The sequence below is a fragment of the Escherichia sp. KTE114 genome (genome assembly GCF_000407765.1).
Lineage (GTDB): Bacteria > Pseudomonadota > Gammaproteobacteria > Enterobacterales > Enterobacteriaceae > Escherichia > Escherichia ruysiae.
Window position 1 is genome coordinate 3034619 of sequence record NZ_KE136626.1, and the last position, 21964, is coordinate 3056582.

At 46.6% G+C, this 21964-nt stretch carries 20 protein-coding genes; 6 read left to right on the forward strand and 14 right to left on the reverse strand.

Annotation, left to right across the window (positions count from 1 at the left end):
• Window positions 1-119 precede the first annotated feature (119 nt).
• A complete protein-coding gene (pepT, locus tag WC5_RS06780) occupies window positions 120-1346 on the forward strand; it encodes a peptidase T (RefSeq protein ID WP_000359430.1) in 1227 nt (408 codons plus the stop codon).
• A gap of 48 nt (window positions 1347-1394) precedes the next feature.
• Here pepT and roxA read toward each other — a convergent pair whose 3' ends face one another.
• The 8 genes from roxA to rluE all read right to left on the reverse strand — a co-directional run bounded on the left by roxA (window position 1395) and on the right by rluE (window position 9216).
• Window positions 1395-2516: a [50S ribosomal protein L16]-arginine 3-hydroxylase gene (roxA, locus tag WC5_RS06775; RefSeq protein ID WP_000456504.1), complete on the reverse strand. Its 1122-nt coding sequence runs from the start codon at window positions 2514-2516 to the stop codon at window positions 1395-1397.
• A gap of 75 nt (window positions 2517-2591) precedes the next feature.
• Window positions 2592-4052, reverse strand: a complete 1461-nt coding sequence (gene phoQ, locus WC5_RS06770; protein WP_000735427.1) for a two-component system sensor histidine kinase PhoQ — start codon at window positions 4050-4052, stop codon at window positions 2592-2594.
• Window positions 4052-4723: a two-component system response regulator PhoP gene (gene phoP / locus WC5_RS06765; protein ID WP_001265481.1), complete on the reverse strand. Its 672-nt coding sequence runs from the start codon at window positions 4721-4723 to the stop codon at window positions 4052-4054. Before phoP ends, phoQ begins: the two co-directional genes overlap by 1 nt.
• Window positions 4724-4880: 157 nt before the next feature.
• Window positions 4881-6251, reverse strand: coding sequence for an adenylosuccinate lyase (gene purB / locus WC5_RS06760; protein ID WP_000423716.1), 1371 nt, complete (start codon window positions 6249-6251; stop codon window positions 4881-4883).
• Between the two features lie 3 nt (window positions 6252-6254).
• Window positions 6255-6896 (reverse strand): high frequency lysogenization protein HflD, encoded by a 642-nt coding sequence (hflD, locus tag WC5_RS06755; RefSeq protein WP_001297479.1) that lies wholly within the window; start codon window positions 6894-6896, stop codon window positions 6255-6257.
• A gap of 35 nt (window positions 6897-6931) precedes the next feature.
• On the reverse strand, window positions 6932-8038 hold the full coding sequence (gene mnmA / locus WC5_RS06750) for a tRNA 2-thiouridine(34) synthase MnmA (RefSeq protein WP_010345559.1): 1107 nt from the start codon (window positions 8036-8038) through the stop codon (window positions 6932-6934).
• 53 nt (window positions 8039-8091) lie between these two features.
• Window positions 8092-8553, reverse strand: coding sequence for a phosphatase NudJ (gene nudJ / locus WC5_RS06745; RefSeq protein WP_000476090.1), 462 nt, complete (start codon window positions 8551-8553; stop codon window positions 8092-8094).
• A 9-nt stretch (window positions 8554-8562) separates the two neighbouring features.
• The gene (gene rluE, locus WC5_RS06740) at window positions 8563-9216 is read right to left on the reverse strand and encodes a 23S rRNA pseudouridine(2457) synthase RluE (protein ID WP_001248659.1); all 654 of its coding nucleotides are present in this window, start codon (window positions 9214-9216) and stop codon (window positions 8563-8565) included.
• A gap of 171 nt (window positions 9217-9387) precedes the next feature.
• Between rluE and icd the strand changes: the two genes are divergently transcribed.
• The 3 genes from icd to WC5_RS06725 all read left to right on the forward strand — a co-directional run bounded on the left by icd (window position 9388) and on the right by WC5_RS06725 (window position 15308).
• Window positions 9388-10638 (forward strand): NADP-dependent isocitrate dehydrogenase, encoded by a 1251-nt coding sequence (gene icd / locus WC5_RS06735; protein ID WP_000444487.1) that lies wholly within the window; start codon window positions 9388-9390, stop codon window positions 10636-10638.
• Between the two features lie 666 nt (window positions 10639-11304).
• Window positions 11305-13932, forward strand: a complete 2628-nt coding sequence (locus tag WC5_RS06730) for a DUF8426 domain-containing protein (RefSeq protein WP_000049932.1) — start codon at window positions 11305-11307, stop codon at window positions 13930-13932.
• A complete protein-coding gene (locus WC5_RS06725; RefSeq protein ID WP_001188056.1) occupies window positions 13932-15308 on the forward strand; it encodes an McrC family protein in 1377 nt (458 codons plus the stop codon). Before WC5_RS06730 ends, WC5_RS06725 begins: the two co-directional genes overlap by 1 nt.
• Window positions 15309-15643: 335 nt before the next feature.
• Here WC5_RS06725 and WC5_RS06720 read toward each other — a convergent pair whose 3' ends face one another.
• From WC5_RS06720 to WC5_RS0122475, 3 genes are all read right to left on the reverse strand, one after another.
• Window positions 15644-16054 (reverse strand): ASCH domain-containing protein, encoded by a 411-nt coding sequence (locus WC5_RS06720; protein ID WP_000226701.1) that lies wholly within the window; start codon window positions 16052-16054, stop codon window positions 15644-15646.
• Between the two features lie 560 nt (window positions 16055-16614).
• Window positions 16615-17331, reverse strand: a complete 717-nt coding sequence (locus tag WC5_RS06715; RefSeq protein WP_000532905.1) for a YebC/PmpR family DNA-binding transcriptional regulator — start codon at window positions 17329-17331, stop codon at window positions 16615-16617.
• Between the two features lie 299 nt (window positions 17332-17630).
• On the reverse strand, window positions 17631-17960 hold the full coding sequence (locus tag WC5_RS0122475; protein WP_010345776.1) for a YkgJ family cysteine cluster protein: 330 nt from the start codon (window positions 17958-17960) through the stop codon (window positions 17631-17633).
• Between the two features lie 880 nt (window positions 17961-18840).
• On the opposite strand from WC5_RS0122475, the gene pdeG reads away from it, so the two are divergent.
• On the forward strand, window positions 18841-20364 hold the full coding sequence (gene pdeG, locus WC5_RS06710) for a cyclic di-3',5'-guanosine monophosphate phosphodiesterase PdeG (RefSeq protein WP_001244376.1): 1524 nt from the start codon (window positions 18841-18843) through the stop codon (window positions 20362-20364).
• A gap of 171 nt (window positions 20365-20535) precedes the next feature.
• Window positions 20536-20754 carry a cell division-associated protein YmgF gene (gene ymgF, locus WC5_RS06705; RefSeq protein ID WP_001043534.1) on the forward strand — a complete coding sequence of 73 codons (219 nt, stop codon included), beginning with the start codon at window positions 20536-20538 and terminating at the stop codon, window positions 20752-20754.
• Between the two features lie 306 nt (window positions 20755-21060).
• On the opposite strand, the gene WC5_RS06700 is transcribed toward ymgF, so the two are convergent.
• The 3 genes from WC5_RS06700 to WC5_RS26175 are packed head-to-tail and all read right to left on the reverse strand — an operon-like array spanning window position 21061 to window position 21898.
• Window positions 21061-21396 (reverse strand): YmgD family protein, encoded by a 336-nt coding sequence (locus WC5_RS06700; protein ID WP_000979974.1) that lies wholly within the window; start codon window positions 21394-21396, stop codon window positions 21061-21063.
• A 3-nt stretch (window positions 21397-21399) separates the two neighbouring features.
• Window positions 21400-21744 (reverse strand): YMGG-like glycine zipper-containing protein, encoded by a 345-nt coding sequence (locus WC5_RS06695; RefSeq protein WP_000730702.1) that lies wholly within the window; start codon window positions 21742-21744, stop codon window positions 21400-21402.
• Between the two features lies 1 nt (window position 21745).
• Window positions 21746-21898 (reverse strand): hypothetical protein, encoded by a 153-nt coding sequence (locus WC5_RS26175; RefSeq protein WP_370906317.1) that lies wholly within the window; start codon window positions 21896-21898, stop codon window positions 21746-21748.
• Window positions 21899-21964 lie beyond the last annotated feature (66 nt).

A 21964-nucleotide genomic window follows, 5' to 3' on the forward strand; every position in this document is an offset into this window, starting at 1 on the left:
TATATTGATTAAGGTAATGTTGATAAATATTCCCGCTTGCAGGGGTAAAAGTGACCTGACGCAATATTTGTCTTTTCTTGCTTCTTAATAATGTTGTCACGAAAAGTGAGGGTGACTACATGGATAAACTACTTGAGCGTTTTTTGAACTACGTGTCTCTGGATACCCAATCAAAAGCGGGAGTGAGACAGGTTCCCAGCACGGAAGGTCAGTGGAAGTTATTGCATCTGTTGAAAGATCAGCTCGAAGAGATGGGGCTTATCAATGTGACCTTAAGTGAGAAAGGAACGCTAATGGCGACGTTACCGGCTAACGTTCCTGGCGATATCCCGGCGATTGGTTTTATTTCTCATGTGGATACCTCTCCGGATTGCAGCGGTAAAAATGTAAATCCGCAAATTGTTGAAAGCTATCGTGGTGGCGACATCGCGTTGGGTATCGGCGATGAAGTTTTATCACCGGTTATGTTCCCGGTTCTGCATCAGCTTCTGGGTCAGACGCTGATTACCACCGATGGTAAAACCTTGTTAGGTGCCGATGACAAAGCAGGTATTGCAGAAATCATGACCGCGCTGGCGGTATTGCAACAGAAAAACATTCCGCATGGTGATATTCGCGTCGCTTTTACGCCAGATGAAGAAGTGGGGAAAGGGGCGAAACACTTTGATGTTGACGCCTTTGATGCCCGTTGGGCTTACACCGTCGATGGCGGTGGCGTAGGCGAACTTGAGTTTGAAAACTTCAACGCCGCATCGGTGAATATCAAAATTGTCGGTAACAACGTTCACCCAGGCTCGGCAAAAGGCGTGATGGTTAACGCGCTATCGCTGGCCGCACGTATTCATGCAGAAGTTCCGGCGGATGAAAGCCCGGAAACTACCGAAGGTTATGAAGGTTTTTATCACCTGACGAGCATGAAAGGCACCGTTGAGCGTGCCGATATGCACTACATCATTCGTGATTTCGACCGTAAACAGTTTGAAGCACGCAAACGTAAAATGATGGAAATTGCCAAGAAAGTGGGCAAAGGGCTGCACCCTGACTGCTACATTGAACTGGTGATTGAAGACAGTTACTACAACATGCGCGAGAAAATTGTGGATCATCCGCATATTCTCGATATCGCCCAGCAGGCGATGCGCGATTGTGATATTGAACCGGATCTGAAACCGATCCGTGGCGGCACCGACGGCGCGCAGTTGTCGTTTATGGGATTACCGTGCCCGAACCTGTTTACTGGCGGTTACAACTATCATGGTAAACATGAATTTGTGACCCTGGAAGGAATGGAAAAAGCGGTGCAGGTGATCGTGCGTATTGCCGAGTTAACGGCGCAACGGAAGTAAGCGAAAAGGGATGCGGCATGTGATGCCGCATCCGGCTTACATTCAAACTTACCCTTCGAAGAACCAATACCCGCTATTGACCAGCGCCGCGAGCATCGCGAGGAATGACGGATCTTCCAGCGCATCGCCAAAATTCTCGGCGGTCAGCACAATATTACTGGCGAGCGCATCCAGCGCCGGACGGTGCGGAGAATCGATCTTTTCGCCATTGGCGTACACATCATCACCAATGCGCAACACGCGTAAACCACCCAGACGAACCAGTACATCACCTTGTTTCAGCGCGTCGTAAATTTCATCCGGCTGATAAGGCGGTTCTGGCGGGGCGATATCCAGTTCATGACGTGACTGGGAAATAAACTCGCCAAACCATTGTTTAAAGTGTTCCGGCTGGTTGATCAATTCGAGCATCATCTCACGCAGTTTATCCATCTCCTGCGGCAGAACATCAGCCGGATGGGCGCGAGGAGGGATATCCGGATCGCTGTAATAATTACCGCCCAGCTCACGTTGCAGAACATAATCGGCAAAACCGCTGATCAGCTCCCGCGTATTGGGCGCACGAAAACCGACAGAGTAGTTCATCGCATTTTCCAGCGCGTAGCCTTCGTGCGGGAATCCCGGTGGAATATAAAGAATATCGCCCGGCTCCAGTTCTTCGTCGATAATTGCTTCAAACGGATCGACCTGTAACAGATCCGGGTGCGGACAATGCTGTTTCATTTGCAGCTTTTCGCCGACCCGCCAGCGACGACGACCGGTGCCCTGGATAATAAACACGTCGTACTGATCGAGATGCGGGCCGACGCCACCACCAGGTACGGAAAATGAGATCATCAGATCGTCAATGCGCCAGTCCGGTAATTCACGGAACGGACGCATCAGCGCGGCAGTTGGTTCATGCCAGTGATTTACTGCCTGCACCAGCAATGACCAGTTGGTCTCACCGAGATGATCGTAGCTTTCGAACGGGCCGTGGCTGACCTGCCATTTGCCATCCTGGTGACTGACCAGTCGACTGTCGACTTCACTTTCCATCGCCAGACCCGCCAACTCGTCTGGAGAGATCGGATCAATAAAATTATTAAAGCCGCGTTTTAACACTACCGGACGTTTCTGCCAGTGGCGTTCAAGAAAATCGGGCCAGTTAAGGGTAAGTTGGTATTCCATGTTAAGCGTCCATAGGCGGGTATCTGCAACCGATTATAACGGATGCTTAACGTAATGCGTGAAGAAAGGGCATATTTATTCACTCTTTGGCGAAGGATGCTGGCGACCAAAAATCACTTCCATTCGTGCACCGCCGAGCATACTCTCTCCGGCGATGATTTTTCCGTCGTATTGCTCGGTAATTTCACGTGCGACAGCCAGACCAACACCTTGTCCTGGACGCAAGGTATCAACCCGTTGACCACGGTCGAAGACCACTTCACGCTTGCTTTTCGGGATACCGGGGCCATCATCCTCGACCACAATATAGAGATGATCATCGGTTTGTCTGGCTGAAATTTCGACAAACTCAAGACAATATTTACAGGCGTTATCCAGTACGTTGCCCATCACTTCGACAAAATCATTCTGCTCTCCCACAAAGCTGATTTCTGGCGAGATATCGAGGGAAATATTAACCCCTTTACGCTGATAAACTTTGTTCAGCGCCGAGGTGAGATTGTCCAGCAGTGGGGCGACAGGATGCAACTCGCGGCTAAGTAATGTTCCACCGCGCATACTGGCGCGATGCAGGTAGTAGCCAATTTGCTGCGAGATGCGGCTGATTTGTTCCAGCATTACCGGCTCTGCTTCGCTGACGCTCATCTTCTCACTACGCATGGAACGTAGCGTACTTTGCAGCACCGCCAGAGGTGTTTTCAGACTGTGCGTCAGGTCGGTGAGCGTGGTGCGGTATTTGTCGTAACGTTCACGCTCACTTTTTAACAGTCGGTTCAGGTTACGTACCAGGCTGGTAAGTTCCCTCGTGGTGGTGGGGTTGAGCAGTTCCCGGTTGTGCTCTTCCAGTTCGCGGACTTCTTTTGCCAGGGCTTCGATAGGGCGTAAACTCCACCATGCGGCGACCCATAACAGAGGGATCACTAACAGCAGGTTGGCTGAGAGCACATAGACAAACCAGCTCCACACCATATAGGAACTTTTAAGCTCTACAGGGATGGTATCAACCACCACAATGGTTAACTTCGGCATCTGCGACGTTGCCGGGTAGATGTTTACCGCCACCGAGTGAGTCATCTCAGCGTCGTCGTCATCTTCCCGTACCTCCTGCAACTGTTGCTGTATAGAATGATCTTCACTCAGCAAGATGCTGGTATCGTTAACATCCGCTTCTATTTCATGGAAGCCATTAGATTTCAGCCAGTCAGGCTGGATCATTTTCATCAGCCAGGGAACGTCACGCTGCGCCCATAAAAGCTGCCCGTTCTCATCATAGATCAGTGTCATAGTAGGGCTTTGCTTGTCGATATTTTCTGGCAATTCGACATGCAATTTGTTGTTTTCCCACTTCGCGAGGGTATAGAACAGGTTGCTCTCGCCACGTAACAGCCGAAACGTGGTTTTATCGAAACTGACGCTATAACCGATCAGCGCGACCATCCCGTAGGCAAGCGAAAGCACCAGCACTACCGCTGCCGTTGCCAACAGAAAACGTACCCGTAGCGAGAGTGGGGAAAAAAGACGCAGTAATTTTTTCATCAGCGCAATTCGAACAGATAGCCCTGGCCGCGAACGGTGGTAATCACTTCTTGCGGATATTGCGCCTGAATTTTCTTACGCAGTCGGCCCATTAATACATCAATGGTATGGCTTTCCCGCAATTCGGCATCCGGGTAGAGCTGTAACATCAGCGAATCTTTGCTGACCACTTTGCCGTTATTACGGATTAGCGTTTCCATAATGGTGTATTCAAACGCGGTCAGTTTGATCACTTCGTCGTTAATGGATAATTCACGGCGGGAGAGATCAACCTGAAACGGTGGCAGCGAAATAACCTGTGAAGCCAGACCGCTATTACGCCGCATCAACGCCTGCATACGCGCCATCACCTCTTCAATATGAAACGGTTTGGTCACGTAATCATCAGCACCGGCACTTAAAACTTCGACTTTGTCCTGCCAGCTTTCACGGGCGGTTAATACCAGAATCGGTAGTGAAACATCATTGCTACGCCAGCGGCGGATCAGCGACAGGCCATCTTCATCAGGTAAGCCAAGATCGACAATGGCAATATCCGGTAAATGTTCATTGAGATAATAATCTGCTTCTTTGGCATCTTCTGCGTCATCGACCTGATGACCAGCGTCCTGAATCTGAACTTTAAGATGGTGACGTAACAACGCATTGTCTTCGACAACCAGTACGCGCATTTTTATTCTCCCTGTCTTAATTATTAAAATAGTGTAACGCGATTATGTGTTTATGGGAGTAAACATTAATTAAACCAGCGGGTAGGGGAGGTAATACAGGAAAAGATTAGCTTAAGAAGCAGGCCGGACAGCATCGCCATCCGGCCTTGACAGGGGATTATTTCAGCTCATCAACCATCGTGATGGCACGACCAATATAATTAGCCGGCGTCATCGCTTTCAGGCGCGCCTTCTCTTCTTCTGGCAGCGCCAGACCGTCGATAAACTGCTTCATGCCTTCGGCGTCAACACGCTTACCGCGAGTCAGCTCTTTCAGCTTCTCATACGGTTTTTCAATGCCATAGCGACGCATGACTGTCTGGATCGGCTCAGCCAGCACTTCCCAGTTGTGATCCAGTTCATCCAGCAGATGGTCACGGTTCACTTCCAGTTTGCTCACGCCTTTGAGGGTAGACTGGTAAGCAATCAGTGCATAACCAATACCCACACCGAGGTTACGCAGCACGGTAGAGTCAGTCAGGTCGCGCTGCCAGCGGGAAACCGGCAGTTTGCTTGCCAGGTGCTGCAATACCGCGTTGGAAAGCCCCAGGTTACCTTCGGAGTTTTCGAAGTCGATCGGGTTAACCTTGTGCGGCATGGTGGAAGAACCAATCTCACCAGCGATAGTTTTCTGTTTGAAGTGGTTAAGAGCGATATAACCCCAGACGTCACGGTCAAAGTCGATCAGGATGGTATTAAAGCGCGCAACGCAATCAAACAGTTCGGCAATGTAGTCGTGCGGTTCAATCTGCGTGGTGTACGGGTTCCACTGAATACCCAGCGAAGTGACGAACTTTTCGCTGAACTGATGCCAGTCAACTTCCGGGTAAGCGGCGATGTGGGCGTTATAGTTACCGACCGCACCGTTGATTTTGCCGAGGATCTCCACCTGGTTAAGCTGGCGGTACTGGCGTTCCATACGGTAGGCAACGTTTGCCATCTCTTTACCGATGGTTGACGGCGTGGCTGGCTGACCGTGGGTACGGGACAGCAGCGGAATATCGCGGTACTGAATAGCGAGATCTTTAATGCCATCAATCAGTTGACGCCAGTACGGCAGGATAACTTCATCACGCGCGGTTTTCAGCATCAACGCGTGGGAGAGGTTATTGATATCTTCCGAAGTACAGGCAAAGTGAATGAATTCAGATACCGCGTGCAGTTCTGGGATATCTGCCACTTTTTCTTTCAGGAAATACTCAACCGCTTTAACGTCGTGGTTAGTGGTACGCTCGATGGTTTTGATGCGTGCAGCATCTTCTTCGCTGAAATTAGCGACGATTGCATCAAGGTAACCGATTGCGTCGGCAGCAAAAGCAGGAACTTCCTTGATCGCTGCGTGCGCGGCCAGTTTTTGCAGCCAACGTACTTCAACTTGTACACGGAATTTCAGCAAACCGTATTCGCTGAAAATCCCGCGCAGCGCGCTGACTTTATCGCCGTAGCGTCCATCGACAGGGGAAACGGCGGTCAGTGAGGATAATTCCATAGATCACAACTCCGGGGTTAAATGAGCAAGAATTTGTTTTGCCTGAGTGGTCAGGCGATTACGAGAAAACATCAGTTGCAGACGTCCACCGCCGACCTGGTGCCAGAGCACGGCGGCGCGAATGCCTGCCAGCAGGGTTGCGCGAACTTTCGCCTGCACCTGCGGGCTTTGCAGTACAGCAGGGGAACCGGTGACCTGAATGCGTGGGCCAAGCGGGCTGATAACATCAACATAGATGGCAGCCATCGCGCTCATCAGCGTTTCGGACTGTAAATCGAAGTGTTCGAGCTGGCGTTGCAGGCCGTTGATCCGGTTGCCCAGAGTGTCGAGCGCACCTTTGGCAGATGAAAGTTTACGCTCAAGCACCATCAGGCTAAGGGTGTAGCGGGTTAACTCAGCGTTCAAACCCTGACGGCTGCTGGCATTGAGCACGCCGAGCAGGGTTTCCAGCCCGACGCGCAGGTTGGCTTCGCTACCGCCAAAAACCGCCAGCGTGGAGCTGGGGTTCATATCAATAATACTGTTGAGTGAAACGTGTAGCGCATCGGCATCACAATGCCCCTGGTGAGCGAGTTGTTGCACCAGGCGAGCCGACTGACAAATACCGGCCAGGGCGAGGGTGATGTCATAGTAATTCTTTGCCACGTTCACTGCTTCCTTGTTTTAAGTAAAGAAAAAAATCAGACCGGCAGCGGCAGACGCTGCTCAATGATACCGCCACCGAGGCACACTTCACCGTTGTAGAAGACGGCAGACTGACCCGGCGTAACAGCGGCAACCGGCTCATCGAAAATCACTTCAATGCGATCGTCGTCCAGCGCCTTGACGGTGCACGGGATGTCGGTCTGGCGATAGCGGGTTTTCACCGTGCAACGCATAGTGCCGGTGAAGGGTTCACGATCGACCCAGTGCAACTGCTGGGCAATCAGCCCGACAGACATCAGACGTGGATGTTCATGACCCTGTGCGACAACCAGAATGTTGTTCTCGACGTCTTTATCGACGACGTACCACGGTTCTTCGGTGCCGTCTTTGGTGCCACCGATACCCAGACCTTTACGCTGACCGAGGGTGTGATACATCAGTCCCTGGTGTTCGCCAATTTCATCGCCATCAACGGTAATGATTTTGCCCGGTTGCGCCGGGAGATAACGACCCAGGAACTCGCGGAATTTACGTTCGCCAATAAAGCAGATGCCGGTAGAGTCTTTTTTCTTCGCGGTGACCAGACCAAGATCTTCTGCAATCTTACGCACCTGCGGTTTTTCCAGTTCGCCGACCGGGAACAGGCTTTGCGCAATCTGCTCATGGCTGAGCGTATAAAGGAAGTAGCTCTGGTCTTTATTGCTGTCCAGACCACGCAGCAGGCGGCTCTTGCCATCGACATCTGCCCGACGCACGTAATGGCCGGTAGCGATATAATCGGCACCTAAATCTTCGGCGGCAAATTCGAGGAAGGCTTTAAATTTGATCTCTTTGTTGCACAGAATATCCGGATTCGGCGTGCGACCGGCTTTATATTCGGCAAGGAACAGTTCAAAGACGTTGTCCCAGTACTCGGCAGCAAAGTTGACGGTGTGCAGTTCAATGCCGAGCTTGTCGCAGACAGCCTGGGCATCAGCCAGATCCGCTGCCGCCGTGCAATATTCCTCACCGTCATCTTCTTCCCAGTTCTTCATAAACAGGCCTTCGACCTGATATCCCTGTTGTTGCAACAGCCAGGCAGAAACGGAGGAATCGACACCGCCGGACATGCCGACGATTACTTTTTTTGCGGTTTCAGACATTGGATTACTCACGACATTGAACTTCAAGGCGGCGTATTCTATCACGCAGCCTTTTAGATGACACCCTTTGTAAAAGGCCAGTTAAAATCGCCAATCATCTCCAGCGGATAACGTTGCCCGCTTTGATAACAACGAATACTTTCTGCCACTAACGGCGAGCGCAGATTTGGCGCCTGTAAAATTTCTTCGGCGCTGACCCAACGGCAGCAGTCGATGTCGCTGTCATGAGGCTGGGTCGGGCATATTTGCTCAAGCTCAATGGCAAACAGGAAACGCAAAAACGGCGTTTTATCTGGCGCAATCCACTGATGCATACGAATAAAGTGTTGCGGTTGCGCGCTGATGCCGGTTTCTTCCCACAGCTCACGGGCGGCGGCTTCCACTAAGGTTTCATCTGCTTCCAGATGCCCGGCAGGTTGGTTCCATAACGCTTTACCATTAATCGTCTCTTCAACGACTAAAAATTTGCCTTCTGCGTGCACCACGCAAGCAACGGTAACGTGCGGTTTAAACATTTTGCATCCTTAATCTGTCGCTTCTCGCCATTCGCCGTTGGCAAGATTATCCAAAGAGTAATCACCCATTGCATAGCGAATCAGTCGCAGCGTGGGGAAACCAACATGGGCGGTCATGCGGCGCACCTGGCGATTACGTCCTTCATATAAGGTGATCTTCAGCCAGCTGGTGGGAATACTTTTGCGTTCACGAATTGGCGGATTACGCGGCCATAACCACTCCGGTTCTTCAACCAGGTCCACACCTGCGGGCAGGGTAGGGCCATCATTTAAGGTTACGCCATTGCGCAAGGCTTCAAGTGCATCTTGTGTGGGAATGCCTTCCACCTGCACATAGTAGATTTTTCCGGTGCGTTTACCCGGCTGGGTTAAACGCGCCTGTAACGCGCCATTATTGGTCAGTACCAGTAACCCTTCGCTATCGCGGTCAAGACGACCTGCCGCATAAACGCCCTGAACCGGGATGAATTCTTTTAATGTTTTACGCCCGGCTTCATCGGTGAACTGCGGAAGAACATCGTAGGGTTTATTGAACAGGATCACGCGCGTGGGCAGGTTTTCAGGTTTGCGCCTGGTAGTACGTTGCGAGCTGAATCGCTTAACCTGGTGATTTTTAAAAGAAGTTTTTTGCATAGTATTTTCAGGGATTATGAATTGCCGCATTATAGCCTAATAACGCGCATCTTTCATGACGGCAAACAATAGGGTAGTATTGACAAGCCAATTACAAATCATTAACAAAAAATTGCTCTAATGCATCCGTATCGCAGGACGCAAACGCATGTGCAACGTGGTGGCAGGTGAGCAAACCAGAAGCGCTCGAAGGAGAGGTGAATGGAAAGTAAAGTAGTTGTTCCGGCACAAGGCAAGAAGATCACCCTGCAAAACGGCAAACTCAACGTTCCTGAAAATCCGATTATCCCTTACATTGAAGGTGATGGAATCGGTGTAGATGTAACCCCAGCCATGCTGAAAGTGGTCGACGCTGCAGTCGAGAAAGCCTATAAAGGCGAGCGTAAAATCTCCTGGATGGAAATTTACACCGGTGAAAAATCCACACAGGTTTATGGTCAGGATGTCTGGCTGCCTGCTGAAACCCTTGATCTGATTCGTGAATATCGCGTTGCCATTAAAGGCCCGCTGACCACTCCGGTTGGTGGCGGTATTCGTTCTCTGAACGTTGCCCTGCGCCAGGAACTGGATCTCTACATCTGCCTGCGTCCGGTACGTTACTATCAGGGCACCCCAAGCCCGGTTAAACACCCTGAACTGACCGATATGGTTATCTTCCGTGAAAACTCGGAAGACATTTATGCGGGTATCGAATGGAAAGCTGACTCTGCCGACGCCGAGAAAGTGATCAAATTCCTGCGTGAAGAGATGGGCGTGAAGAAAATTCGCTTCCCGGAACATTGCGGTATCGGTATTAAGCCATGTTCGGAAGAAGGCACCAAACGTCTGGTTCGTGCAGCGATCGAATACGCAATTGCTAACGACCGTGACTCTGTGACCCTGGTGCACAAAGGCAACATCATGAAGTTCACCGAAGGTGCGTTTAAAGACTGGGGCTACCAGCTGGCGCGTGAAGAGTTTGGCGGTGAACTGATCGACGGCGGCCCGTGGCTGAAAGTTAAAAACCCGAACACCGGCAAAGAGATCGTCATTAAAGACGTGATTGCTGATGCATTCCTGCAACAGATCCTGCTGCGTCCGGCTGAATACGACGTTATCGCCTGTATGAACCTGAACGGTGACTACATTTCTGACGCCCTGGCAGCGCAGGTTGGCGGTATCGGTATCGCCCCTGGTGCAAACATCGGTGACGAATGCGCACTGTTTGAAGCCACCCACGGTACTGCGCCGAAATACGCCGGTCAGGACAAAGTTAACCCAGGCTCTATCATCCTCTCCGCTGAGATGATGCTGCGCCATATGGGCTGGACTGAAGCAGCAGACCTGATTGTTAAAGGTATGGAAGGCGCAATCAACGCCAAGACCGTAACCTATGACTTCGAACGTCTGATGGAAGGCGCTAAGCTGCTGAAATGTTCAGAGTTTGGTGATGCGATCATCAAGAATATGTAATCACTACATGTGTTAAATATTGAAACGGGCGTGTTATACGCCCGTTGTTTTGTTAGCTTGCTAAGGGTTATCAAAATAAGTTATCAATTCCTTGGGTAGTTTGGGAGGCGTTTGGGGTAGGTTGGATGGCAGTCCTACTGCCAGGTTCCCATTAGGCATTCCTCAGCTTTTTATTATAGCTGGTGGACGCAACGTGCTCATTGAACCGCTCAGTGGATGATACATAGCCTAGATTTTTTCTGAGCCTTTCGTTGGGCTATCTGGCAACACTGCTAAGTCCTTGCTGACTGTGAACAGATAAGTCAGTTCTTTTGGGACTGCGTCAACTACGGCTAGTTGAGTTGTACTGATTAGCCTTCGGTGGGCCTTTAGCAGCCAAAATTATGAACTGCGTATTCTGACAAGGTGTTTGGGTATTTGAACTGGAAGAATATTCTTCCCCCTTTGGCTGATGTGCGACAATGGAACCACACTTTGTTTTAACCAATAAATTGATTTTCAAAAGGCTTCTATGAACGGCCAATCCGCAAGGAGAGTATTCACAAAGTCCCTTACTCACACAAGATAGAGCTACAGTTGTTGCAAACAAACGCCAGGTCAACAAAATAGCCATAATGCAATATCATCAAACCGCCAAATGGAGAGTCTTCAGCGAGGAGAACGTCGGTGTCTAAGTATAGTTGGGTCCCTGTATTCAAAAACGTTTGTAGTTGGATTGCTGATTACGAGAATAAACAGCATGAATTGGTCCAAATTCTACGTGAAATAGGTGTTGATAAAGGTCTGGAAGACGAATTTTCGGATGGAAGCAAAGAACAGCTGAAAGTGATAGACCCTTTCACTTTTTTTGCCACTTTTATGAAGTATGGAGTGGTCAAACGTACTGAGCTCTTTGCCGCTCTGCTGGAAAGAGCTAATTTACCCATCTCCGCCCCCAGTGATTTCAGCGGTGTTCCAAATGCACAGCCACTCAAAGTCTGGCTCTTTCCTTATGAGAGAGAACGTTCTGCCGACATGGTGCCCAGCCTTTGGGCGTTGTTCCATCAGATGCGTGCCGGACAAATAGATGGTGAATTATTCGATAAAATTCTGAAAATACCTCATACCGGTTTCGCTAAGCTCACTGAGTGTTTGTTTTATTTATCACCGGAGGAATTTTTCCCTGTAGATGCTCAGACGAAGCACTGGCTCAAGAAACAAGGGCGAGAACTGCCCAAAGAGAACTGGCAATCCTACCAGGAGTTGTTGTCATGGTTGAAGAATACTCAGTCAAAATCATATTACGAAATATCGTATGAAGCCTGGTATGAAAATCAGAGTAGTGCGTTTTCCTCGGTAATTGCAGACGAATACTTAAGTACCCGTTTCTCTGATACTCGGTCGTCAACGACACATCTGTTTGCTTATAAAACGGACGCAATGAGGGAGTTGGCATTTGATCCTGGAAAGAATCCCGAGAAAAAGAAGAAAATTAAAATATTTGTTGATGAGAAACCTACCGCTCCGAGCCTTTCACAAGTTACCGTCTATGATACAGGCAAGAGCCGTAATCACCACCTCACAACACACGCTCCAACCCTTGCTCAGGGAAATGCGGCATGGGCTGTTGAGATTAGCACTCTTGAGCAATTAATTACGCTGTGTGATTGGTATGCCCTCCTACCAGCGAAGGACCTACTTGCCATGGAAAATAAAGAGAAATCAGTAAAAAATCACACGTCACTAAATCAGATTCTTTTTGGTCCACCCGGAACAGGTAAAACTTACTTTACGCTGGAACGCGCAGTTATGTTGGCGGAACCTTTATGGTATAGCGATTTGGTAAGTCAGAATCTTGGTACAGAAGAGCGTCGGCAGGTGGTCAAAAATAAATACGATACGTTGTGTGCAGACAAACGCATCGCGTTTACCACTTTCCATCAAAGTTTTTCGTATGAAGATTTCATTGAGGGGATCCGCGCTGAGGTTGCAGAAGAAAATCAAGGCATAAAATACAAGATTGAGAACGGTATTTTCAAAGATATTGCTGTCCGTGCTGCTAAGGCAGTTGCAGCTAAAGAGACAGGACTCTCTCAATCTCCCGATATCTGGAAAATCTCTATTGGTCGTGCCCATGAAAAAGAAATGCGTGATCGCTATATCAATGCAGGTGAAGCTCGTATTGGTTGGAATGACACGGGGGACTTGTCTCAGACCTTTGAGCAAAGGACACAGGAACAGCAGGATTACTGGAACTCATTGAGCAAGCCTAACCACAATGCCCTTAACGCTTTTTCACATGATGTAAAGGTTGGGGATGTTCTGTTGTGCCTGAAAAATGCGGAAACCGTTCAGGCAGTTGGAATTGTCACTTCCGACTATTCATTTGATGAAGTCTCTGAAAAGTCGGATGAGTACGCGCATGTTCGCAAGGTAAATTGGGTGTTAAAGGATATTGAACTGAACATCCTTGCACTTAATGGCAGTACAAAAATGGTTCAGCAGACATTGTATCCACTCTATCGGATCAGCTGGCATACTTTGATTGCTGAGTTAGATAAACAACACATTCCCCTGCCGGCTTCATTTCATGAAGCAAGCAATGTCAGAGAACGCCAGAATTATATTCTGATTATTGATGAGATTAATCGCGGCAATATTTCCCGTATTTTTGGAGAGTTGATTACATTGCTGGAGCCGGATAAGCGATTGGGAGGCTCTGATGAGCGTTCTGTCATTCTGCCTTATTCTAAAGAATTATTCTCTGTCCCTGACAATCTGTATGTCATTGGCACTATGAATACGGCAGATAAGTCATTAGCCCAGCTTGATCTGGCGTTACGCCGCCGCTTCGAGTTTGTAGAATTCATGCCAAAGCCCGATTTACTGTCTGGTATCTCAGTTTTTGGGGTTAATGTCGATGAATTGCTGACGGTAATGAATCAACGCATAGAAGTTTTACTCGATCGTGATCATACCCTAGGGCACGCATACTTCTGGCCACTGAAGACTGCCACAACTGAGGATGAAAAGTGCAAACTGATGGCTGATATTTTTAAGAAACGTATCATTCCGCTACTGCAAGAGTATTTTTTTGCAGACTGGGAACGCATCGGTTGGGTACTGAACGATAGCGAGAAAGCACCTGAAAACAGATTTATCCAGACAGGTAATATCGAACGCGCCATTGAAGGTTTGTTCCCTGACTCCATTGCAAGTCAATTAAACGATCGCAGATACCGGATTAATGACTGTGCATTCCAGAATGCCGCAGCTTACCAGGGAATTATTTCCAAAGGTGGAGTTACCAATTGATGCAACAAGTGCGTGAGTATGCCCGTTTGACCACGAATGAAAGCGCAACATCATCTCTGGATTGCGCAGTAATAAAACCTGCGACATTGGAATGGTTGCAGGAACTGGCCTCAGGCTGGAAAGGCGAAGAACCATTGTTACTGTCTGATGGTTATCGCGCACTAAAATTAGGCAGTTATGTCGGATACCTGCAAAGTCCGGATGGCGAAGGTATAGAAATTTTACCCAAGGCAAGCCTTGGGCATGATAACCCTCTGCAAACACGCAGAGTCTTACAGCGCATGCTCTTAGCCGCTTTAAAGATTCGACCACGGGTGACTGGCCCAGCTGAACTGATGCGGATGAATGTCCCTTTGCACGAATGGATTTTTAGCCAGTTTCTATTTGAGTTGCAGTTGTTGGTTACCAAAGGTTTGCGTTTTGACTATCGTCGAGTAGATGAAGAAAGCCGCTTTATACGTGGCCAATTACAAATCCAGCGCCAGCAACTGCAATCTCCGGCACGTCAGTATCTATTCCATATCAGCCATGATGTTTATTCGCCGGACCGTCTGGAAAATCGCCTGCTGAAAACCGCACTCAACTATGTGTTGGCAACTTGCAGGAACACTGAAAACTGGCGACTGGCGAATGAGCTTTCACATCGTATAGCTGAAATTCCTTTACAGACAAAGCCGCATTGCGAACTACGTCATTGGAATAATAGCAAACTGATGCAGGTCTATAATGACGTACGCCCTTGGTGTGAGTTAATCCTTGAGAAAATGAACCCGAATTTTCAGCAAGGCAATCACAAAGGTATATCGCTCCTGTTCCCGATGGAACAGCTATTCGAAAAATACGTTGAAGTTTCACTCAGATCGCATATACGCAAAGGAAGCCAACTTGTATCACAAGCCAGTTCTCAATATCTGCTTGAACATACGGTAGGTAATAATGATAAGCCACAAGCTATGTTTCGGCTTAAACCAGATCTTTTGCTGAGCACGTCAAATGGTGTTCAAACTCTGGATACGAAATGGAAGCTCATTGATCAGTCAGCGTGGCAGACAGATAAAAAATATAACATCGCTCAGTCCGATCTTTATCAGATGTTTGCATATGGGCATAAGTACCAAAATGGGGAGGGACATATGATGTTAATTTATCCAAAACATTTATCTTTTAATCACTCATTACCTCCCTTCCACTACTCGAATTCATTGAAGGTCTGGGTTGTTCCCTTTTGTCTTGATAGCCAGCAACTGGTTCCGGGCAGTTGGCAAGAATATTTTCCTAACCTTTCCTGGCGAGAATTGATGACAGGAAACTGCATAAAATATAGGGAAGCGGGGAAATCTATCATGGTTAGTTCGGGAATTATGCAGTTCCAGTAGGATTTTTTCTGGCCAGTCATTTTGCTCATCCTTCTTGACTGACACGGTATATATCAGATATCTGCTACATAGTTCGTGAACGGCATGAGTAAATACTTTCGGGTGACCAGGCGACTACATTACCCTGCGTAAATTGTTAACGCCTGCTTCTGGTTGTGAGTTCAACGGGTCAATGCAACGCTATCCTTAATAAAGGGGGGCGTTGCTAGTTTTTGTTGGCCACTACAACTCACAGCGAAAAGCGATCCGACTGATAACTATCCTGTCCGCCGTGTGTCAGGTGCGGACATTGTTACGAATGCCAATTGATATAACGGCAGCTCGTTTGTCTCATCTTATAGAATCTCAACAACTTCAAATTCTTCTGCGATCAGCTCCATCTCTTCAGAAAAATGGCCCTCCAGGGTGAAAAATCGCTGATGCTCTTTCTGCCAGTATTCAAGGCTTAAATCGCCTTCACCTTCTTTGCGGGCGAACGCCTCATTCACATCACAAAAACGAACCAGTCGCATTGAAATCAGTCTGATCACACAGACCGGAACATTCTGACCATCAAGGATAATGTTAAAACACCCAATCCTCGGAGCCGATTCTTCCTGCAGGTAAGAGGCAAAAGATCCGCAGGTGGCCGTTTTGATCCCTTTTTTGATTAGATCCGCAAGCTCGCTAGCCAGTTCCGGGCTGTCACCTATTTGCCAGGCATTTGCACCTGGATACTTCATTTTTATTTCCTCAACCGCCACCATTAAAAGCTCTTCTTAATCGTCGATGAAAAGAAACGTTATACATTTTTTAGTATGCGCTGTCCCGACATTTCCGGTGACGTTTTTGTTCAGATAATGTGACTCGCTGTCTGCCATAACGGACATTCACTTCAGTTATGGCAGACAGGTATGTATGCAGAGTATAGGGTAGGAAAGTCGCGAGAAAAAAAAGACTTCTGCGCCGTTAGGCATCACGGTTATCTTCTTATTGGATATGCAGTAATACAAAGGCGGGATAAAACTGAGGTTCATATGACCTCGCAATGGCTTGCAAGAATTTGCATGTTTTGAGATGGTGGGATGCGTGAGCGTAGTATTGATGGGCAATTGGGTGAGCTAATGCTGCATTAAGTGGACACCGCTCGAAATTAATTGCAATAATCTGGCGTGCCAGCCTGCATACCAAGAATTATAATAATATATTGGGCTGAATATGATGTTTGTATAACAAAATTATAAGATTAAGAAATCTACCATAAAGGCAGACTTCTTAAATTGTTATCCCTAAACCACCACCTGGGGAGGCGGTGGTTTATTTATAATTAGAGATTGGCAACGTTATGATAAACTTTTTGGACATCATCATCATCTTCGAGGGCATCAACAAGCCCTTCAAAGATTTCTAAATCTTCTGGTGAAAGTTCAACTTCTGATTGAGCAATCAATTCTAATTCTGTTGTTGAAAACTCAGTAATGCCGGCAGCTTTCAGAGCTGCAATTCCTTTGTGAAGATCTGTAGGTTCAGTGTAAATAACGATGCTTCCTTCTTCTTCAGTTACATCACGAACATCTACTTCGGCATCGAGCAAGATTTCAAAAATATGGTCAGGATTTGTTCCTTTAAATACAATCACACCAGTATTGTCAAACATATAGCTGACAGAACCTGCTGCTCCAATATTTCCGCCTTTTTTATTGAAAATTGTGCGAATATTAGCAATTGTACGATTAACATTTGAAGTCAACGTTTCAGCGATAATCATTGAACCATTTGGTCCAAAGCCTTCATAACGTCCTTGTACGAACGTTTCATCTCCGCCACCTTTGGCTTTATCAATGGCTTTATCAATAACGTGTTTTGGAACTTGTGCCTGCTTCGCACGTTCAATAACGAATTTTAAAGATGTGTTTAATTCTGGGTCTGGTTCACCTTGTTTAGCGGCAGCATAGATTTCCACACCGAATTTTGCATATATTTTAGACGTTGCACCGTCTTTAGCCGTTTTTTTAGCAACAATATTGGCCCATTTACGTCCCACTGGAATGATCTCCTCGAAATTTATTTACATTACTGACAAGTTGATAACCTGTGTTTATTCGCCACATTATAGCATAACACGGAAAAAATCGTCTATGAAAAATAAAATATGATAATGTTACAGATGTACTTTAATTTTATCAATGTTTAATAATTATTGATGAGCTGTTTTATAATTTATTTTGGTTTTCTTCTGTGTTTATTATTAATGGTTTGACCGCGACAGTAATGTCGCGGCATATTTGGTTTTACTACCTGGATATATTGTTGAGGATGACGATCGTACGGGGCTAATTAAATTTAAATTGGAGGTAGTCCATATTTAGCTCGGGCGCGATTACATGCCTCATTAATTTCACCATGCTCGCCTGACATGGCGAATTCTCTACATGTGGATGAGCGGTTTTTATATATTGTGCAGCAGGCGTTTTTTCCAGGCGTTCCTGCCAGGGCAATACAGCGTGGGTTCTTCTGGTTAGTACCGCGCATACATCGGTGGTAAGGGGATATCTGCTCAGTAAGATGAGCCGGTATGGTTCCGCCTGCATCATCAGCTTCGGCCCAGTAAAAAGAGACGCGGAAAAATGCACAACAGGCACCACACGCCATGCATGGATTCAGATTGCTCATAATTCACCAGTACTTCTATATAAATATCACAACAAAACCGCAGACACGACGTATAAAGGCGCGTGCCTGCGGCAGGCTGGCGAACTTTCTATAGTGCGAGTATTGAATGATTACCAGCCGTTATCAATTTTACATATCTATTTAGATATGACCAGACAAGTTGAATGCAACCAGGAAGAGTTAATCTTTACAATTTGTAACATGGGGTTGTGAAAAGAAAATGTCTTACGTAACCAGAGTTCGCATTATATGGTTTCTATAGTCTGACTTGCTAAATAAGAATCTATCGCGCTCTTTCTAATTCTAACTGGTTATAGATGTTATCAGAAAAAGTTATTTTTCTGGTTTTCAAGAATGTAAAAAATACACGTTTTGACTTGTACAATTTATATCACTGCTCTCGGTTTTTCACATTCATTCCAGTGACATTGCTGTATGTAATGGATCTGATTTTGGATGCCGCTATTGATGGATACAGTCTGTTATGAGCAGGTGCCGTGTGCTATTGAAGAAAAAGCTGGGTCGCGTAGAGTAACAATTTACACTGCCTTACCTCGGTATCACCTTTACTGTCCCCATCGACGTTGTACCAGTTCAGCATATCCTTACTCATTGATACAGTTAAGTATTAAAGGATGAGTACACAGAGAACGTTGCCTACCCAATATTCTTGTTCTGGTTTGTTGCTCAATACGTCTTCTCTGCCTTAGGGGCAATCAATTAACGCGCACTTGAGATTTTTATCCAACATTGAAGGTATTGCGGCATAGTGGGGTAAAATTTCATCAAGAACGTGGATATTTCTGATTCTCTCTACCATGCTCTCTGTAGACGCCAGATTGAGCGAATGAACAGAGAATAATGGCCCTGGGACACGCGAATGCGCAATATACTTATCCCCATCCTCGTTGCGGTGTGCCTGTTTATTACTGGCGTCTCTATTTTGAATATTCAGCTCTGGTATTCCGCAAAAGCAGAGAGTCTTGCTGGGGCGAAGTACGCCGCCAATAACATTAATCATATTCTTGAGGAAGCGTCACAGGCGACTCAAACGGCAATGGAAATTGCAGGGAAGAGGTGCGATCTGGATGAACAATATCAGCTAGGTACAGAAGCCGCGCTGAAACCCCATCTGCGGACGATCATCATTCTCAAACAAGGTGCAGTCTGGTGTACATCGCTGCCGGGTAATCGAGTACTGCTATCTCGTATTCCTGTGATACCTGACAGTAATTTGCTGTTGGCTCCGGCGCTTGACACTGTAAATAGATTACCCATTCTGCTCTATCAGATTCAGTTCGCTGAGACGCGTATTCTGGTGACTATTAGCGACCAGCATATCCGTGGGGCGCTCCATGTGCCGTTGAAGGGGGTGAAATATAGTTTGCGTGTGGGGGATAATATTATTGGGCCGTCGGGAGATGTGACAACTCTCAATGGCAGACATCAACTTTCTGGACGGGTTAACTCCACTGAATATCATTTCAGTATTATCTATAACCAGCCGCCACTATTTAGCTTTACCAGAATGATCGACAAAGGCTTGGGTATTTTGATATTCAGCTTGTTAATATCCTGTTCCGCTGCCTTTTTACTTGATAAATATTTCAATAAAACAGACACACCTGAAGAGATTCTGCGTAGGGCGATAAGTAATGGTGAGATTGTGCCTTTTTACCAACCGGTAGTTAATGGTCGGGAAGGGACGTTACGCGGTGTAGAAGTCCTTGCCCGATGGAAACACCCACGTGGAGGATATATTTCACCTGCAGCGTTTATTCCACTTGCTGAAAAATCAGGGTTGATAGTTCCGCTCACTCAAAGTTTGATGAGTCAGGTCGCCACACAAATGAACGCGATCGCCAGTAAACTGCCGGAAGGATTTCATGTTGGGATCAATTTTAGCGCCTCGCATATTATTTCGCCGACATTTGTTGAAGAATGTCTGACATACCGCGACAGCTTCACTCGCCATGATTTGAATCTCGTTCTCGAAGTTACTGAGCGTGAAGCGTTGCATGTTGATGAAAATTTGGTTCAGCGATTGAACATTCTGCATGAAAATGGTTTTGTTATTGCGCTGGATGATTTTGGTACGGGCTACTCAGGGCTTTCTTATCTCCATGATCTGCACATCGATTATATTAAGATTGATCACAGTTTCGTCGGTCGGGTCAATGCAGATCCTGATTCCACCCGGATTCTGGACTGTGTGCTGGATCTGGCGCGCAAACTTTCTATCAGTATTGTCGCCGAAGGTGTCGAGACGAAGGAGCAGCTCGACTATTTGAACCAGAATAATATTACGTTCCAGCAAGGGTACTATTTCTATAAACCGGTGACGTATATTGAACTCGTCAAAATTATTCTCTCAAAACCGAAGGTGAAAGTGGTTGTTGAGTGAATATTGTACTAATTGATATAGCATGATGATATTTGGCTGAAAATTGATCAGCAAGGCGATGAAATGGTGCAATTGTAGACAGGTAATTAGCTCGTTGCTTCTTGTTACTATTGTTCATTATTTTGTTTGCTATAATTGTCTGAAGATTTTGTCAGGATCACCGTAAGTAGCATGAACAAAAGTAATAGCCTGGATTATTTCTCTTTGTATATCATCTTTTCCATTGCGTTTATGCTGATCTCCATCCTGATTATCCTGGTCGCCAAACCCAGCATCTGGCTAGGAGAAGTGCTTGTTACCATAAATTTAATCAATGCACTGGTTTGGTTGGTAATCAATTTGCTTAACCGGTTAAGAGAGAAGCTGGTAAGCCAAAGGGATCAGCATTAACCCTTCTTTTCAATACGTTTTGACAATTTGGGCTGACAGATATTTGATCAGAAATGCTTATAAATCAAATCAGTAAGATGATTAATCTTTGAAACTGGAAAAACTGGTCAGGTTTAGTTTTGGGGAAATTACTCTGCGGTGAGGAGTGTGTATACGGATATGATTGCAGTAAAATAGTTTTTGATACAGTGAAAACTGACGGAATAAACCAAAGCCAAATACTAACACTTCATTTTTGTTTATAAGCATATCCATCCGCTAAAAATATACCGCGTCGAATAAATCGACGCGGTACTACATTAACTATTATTTTTTGCCGATGGCACGCATGGTGTCATCAATTGCGGTAATTAACAGCATTTGCGGATCTTTAGCACAAACCTGATTCAGTTTTTCTACCACTTTGGCACTCAGTTCTGGAGATTGCTCAATTTTTAAATCACGGCTAGTAACGCTGGCATTACCCATTACCGCGACGATATCTGCAACCTGTGCGCTGTCAGTTTTTGCCATTTCGTTGGCTTCTGCGCAAGTAATGTAGGTTTCTGCCGGCAGGCCGTTCTTAATATTATAATCCTGCGCCCAGGTCATTGGTGCGAAAACAAACAGTCCAGCCAGTAAAGCAAATTTTTTCATCATCATACCTTATTTCATTTTACCCAGAATGGCACCACCTGTACCACCAATCACAGCACCTTTAATCGCGCCTTCCAGACCATTGCCGGTCAGGACGCCAGTGACTGCGCCAACGGCCGCACCTACTTTTGCGCCTTTACGGGCATTTTTACCGTCGCGACCTTTTTCAGTTACTGCGCCAACACCTGCACCTACAGCAGCACCTTTCAGTACGCCATTTACACCATTGCCAGTCAGTAAGCCTACGCCTGCGCCTAACAATGCGCCTTTAGTGGTGCGATTCATATCCGCCATGGCTGGCGTGGAGCAGAGTAATATTGAGATGAGCCCGAAGGCGAGTGTTTTTTTCTTCAACTTAGATGTCCGGTATTAAGTAAGTTGCACACACAATAATTTCGTCTTCAATTAAGAGCAGCTTAACTAAAGAACGCTCAATATTATTCAGATCATTCAAAATGAGCGCGGTTTGTATAATAAGAGTTATGTTTTTTGCTTGAATGGGAATAATCTTAAATAAGAATTAACTCATTGATTTTGAATATTTTATTCAAGAAATGTCATCAAATGTTAACAT

Bases quoted from the DNA above. Each gene is read 5' to 3' on its own strand.
- purB (WP_000423716.1), bottom strand. From the start codon at position 6,251: ATGGAATTATCCTCACTGACCGCCGTTTCCCCTGTCGATGGACGCTAC.
- phoP (WP_001265481.1), bottom strand. From the start codon at position 4,723: ATGCGCGTACTGGTTGTCGAAGACAATGCGTTGTTACGTCACCATCTT.
- roxA (WP_000456504.1), bottom strand. From the start codon at position 2,516: ATGGAATACCAACTTACCCTTAACTGGCCCGATTTTCTTGAACGCCAC.
- WC5_RS0122475 (WP_010345776.1), bottom strand. From the start codon at position 17,960: ATGAGCAATCTGAATCCATGCATGGCGTGTGGTGCCTGTTGTGCATTT.
- mnmA (WP_010345559.1), bottom strand. From the start codon at position 8,038: ATGTCTGAAACCGCAAAAAAAGTAATCGTCGGCATGTCCGGCGGTGTC.
- nudJ (WP_000476090.1), bottom strand. From the start codon at position 8,553: ATGTTTAAACCGCACGTTACCGTTGCTTGCGTGGTGCACGCAGAAGGC.
- ymgF (WP_001043534.1), top strand. From the start codon at position 20,536: ATGAACAAAAGTAATAGCCTGGATTATTTCTCTTTGTATATCATCTTT.
- WC5_RS06720 (WP_000226701.1), bottom strand. From the start codon at position 16,054: ATGGTGGCGGTTGAGGAAATAAAAATGAAGTATCCAGGTGCAAATGCC.
- icd (WP_000444487.1), top strand. From the start codon at position 9,388: ATGGAAAGTAAAGTAGTTGTTCCGGCACAAGGCAAGAAGATCACCCTG.
- phoQ (WP_000735427.1), bottom strand. From the start codon at position 4,052: ATGAAAAAATTACTGCGTCTTTTTTCCCCACTCTCGCTACGGGTACGT.
- pepT (WP_000359430.1), top strand. From the start codon at position 120: ATGGATAAACTACTTGAGCGTTTTTTGAACTACGTGTCTCTGGATACC.
- pdeG (WP_001244376.1), top strand. From the start codon at position 18,841: ATGCGCAATATACTTATCCCCATCCTCGTTGCGGTGTGCCTGTTTATT.
- WC5_RS06725 (WP_001188056.1), top strand. From the start codon at position 13,932: ATGCAACAAGTGCGTGAGTATGCCCGTTTGACCACGAATGAAAGCGCA.
- rluE (WP_001248659.1), bottom strand. From the start codon at position 9,216: ATGCGGCAATTCATAATCCCTGAAAATACTATGCAAAAAACTTCTTTT.
- WC5_RS06700 (WP_000979974.1), bottom strand. From the start codon at position 21,396: ATGATGATGAAAAAATTTGCTTTACTGGCTGGACTGTTTGTTTTCGCA.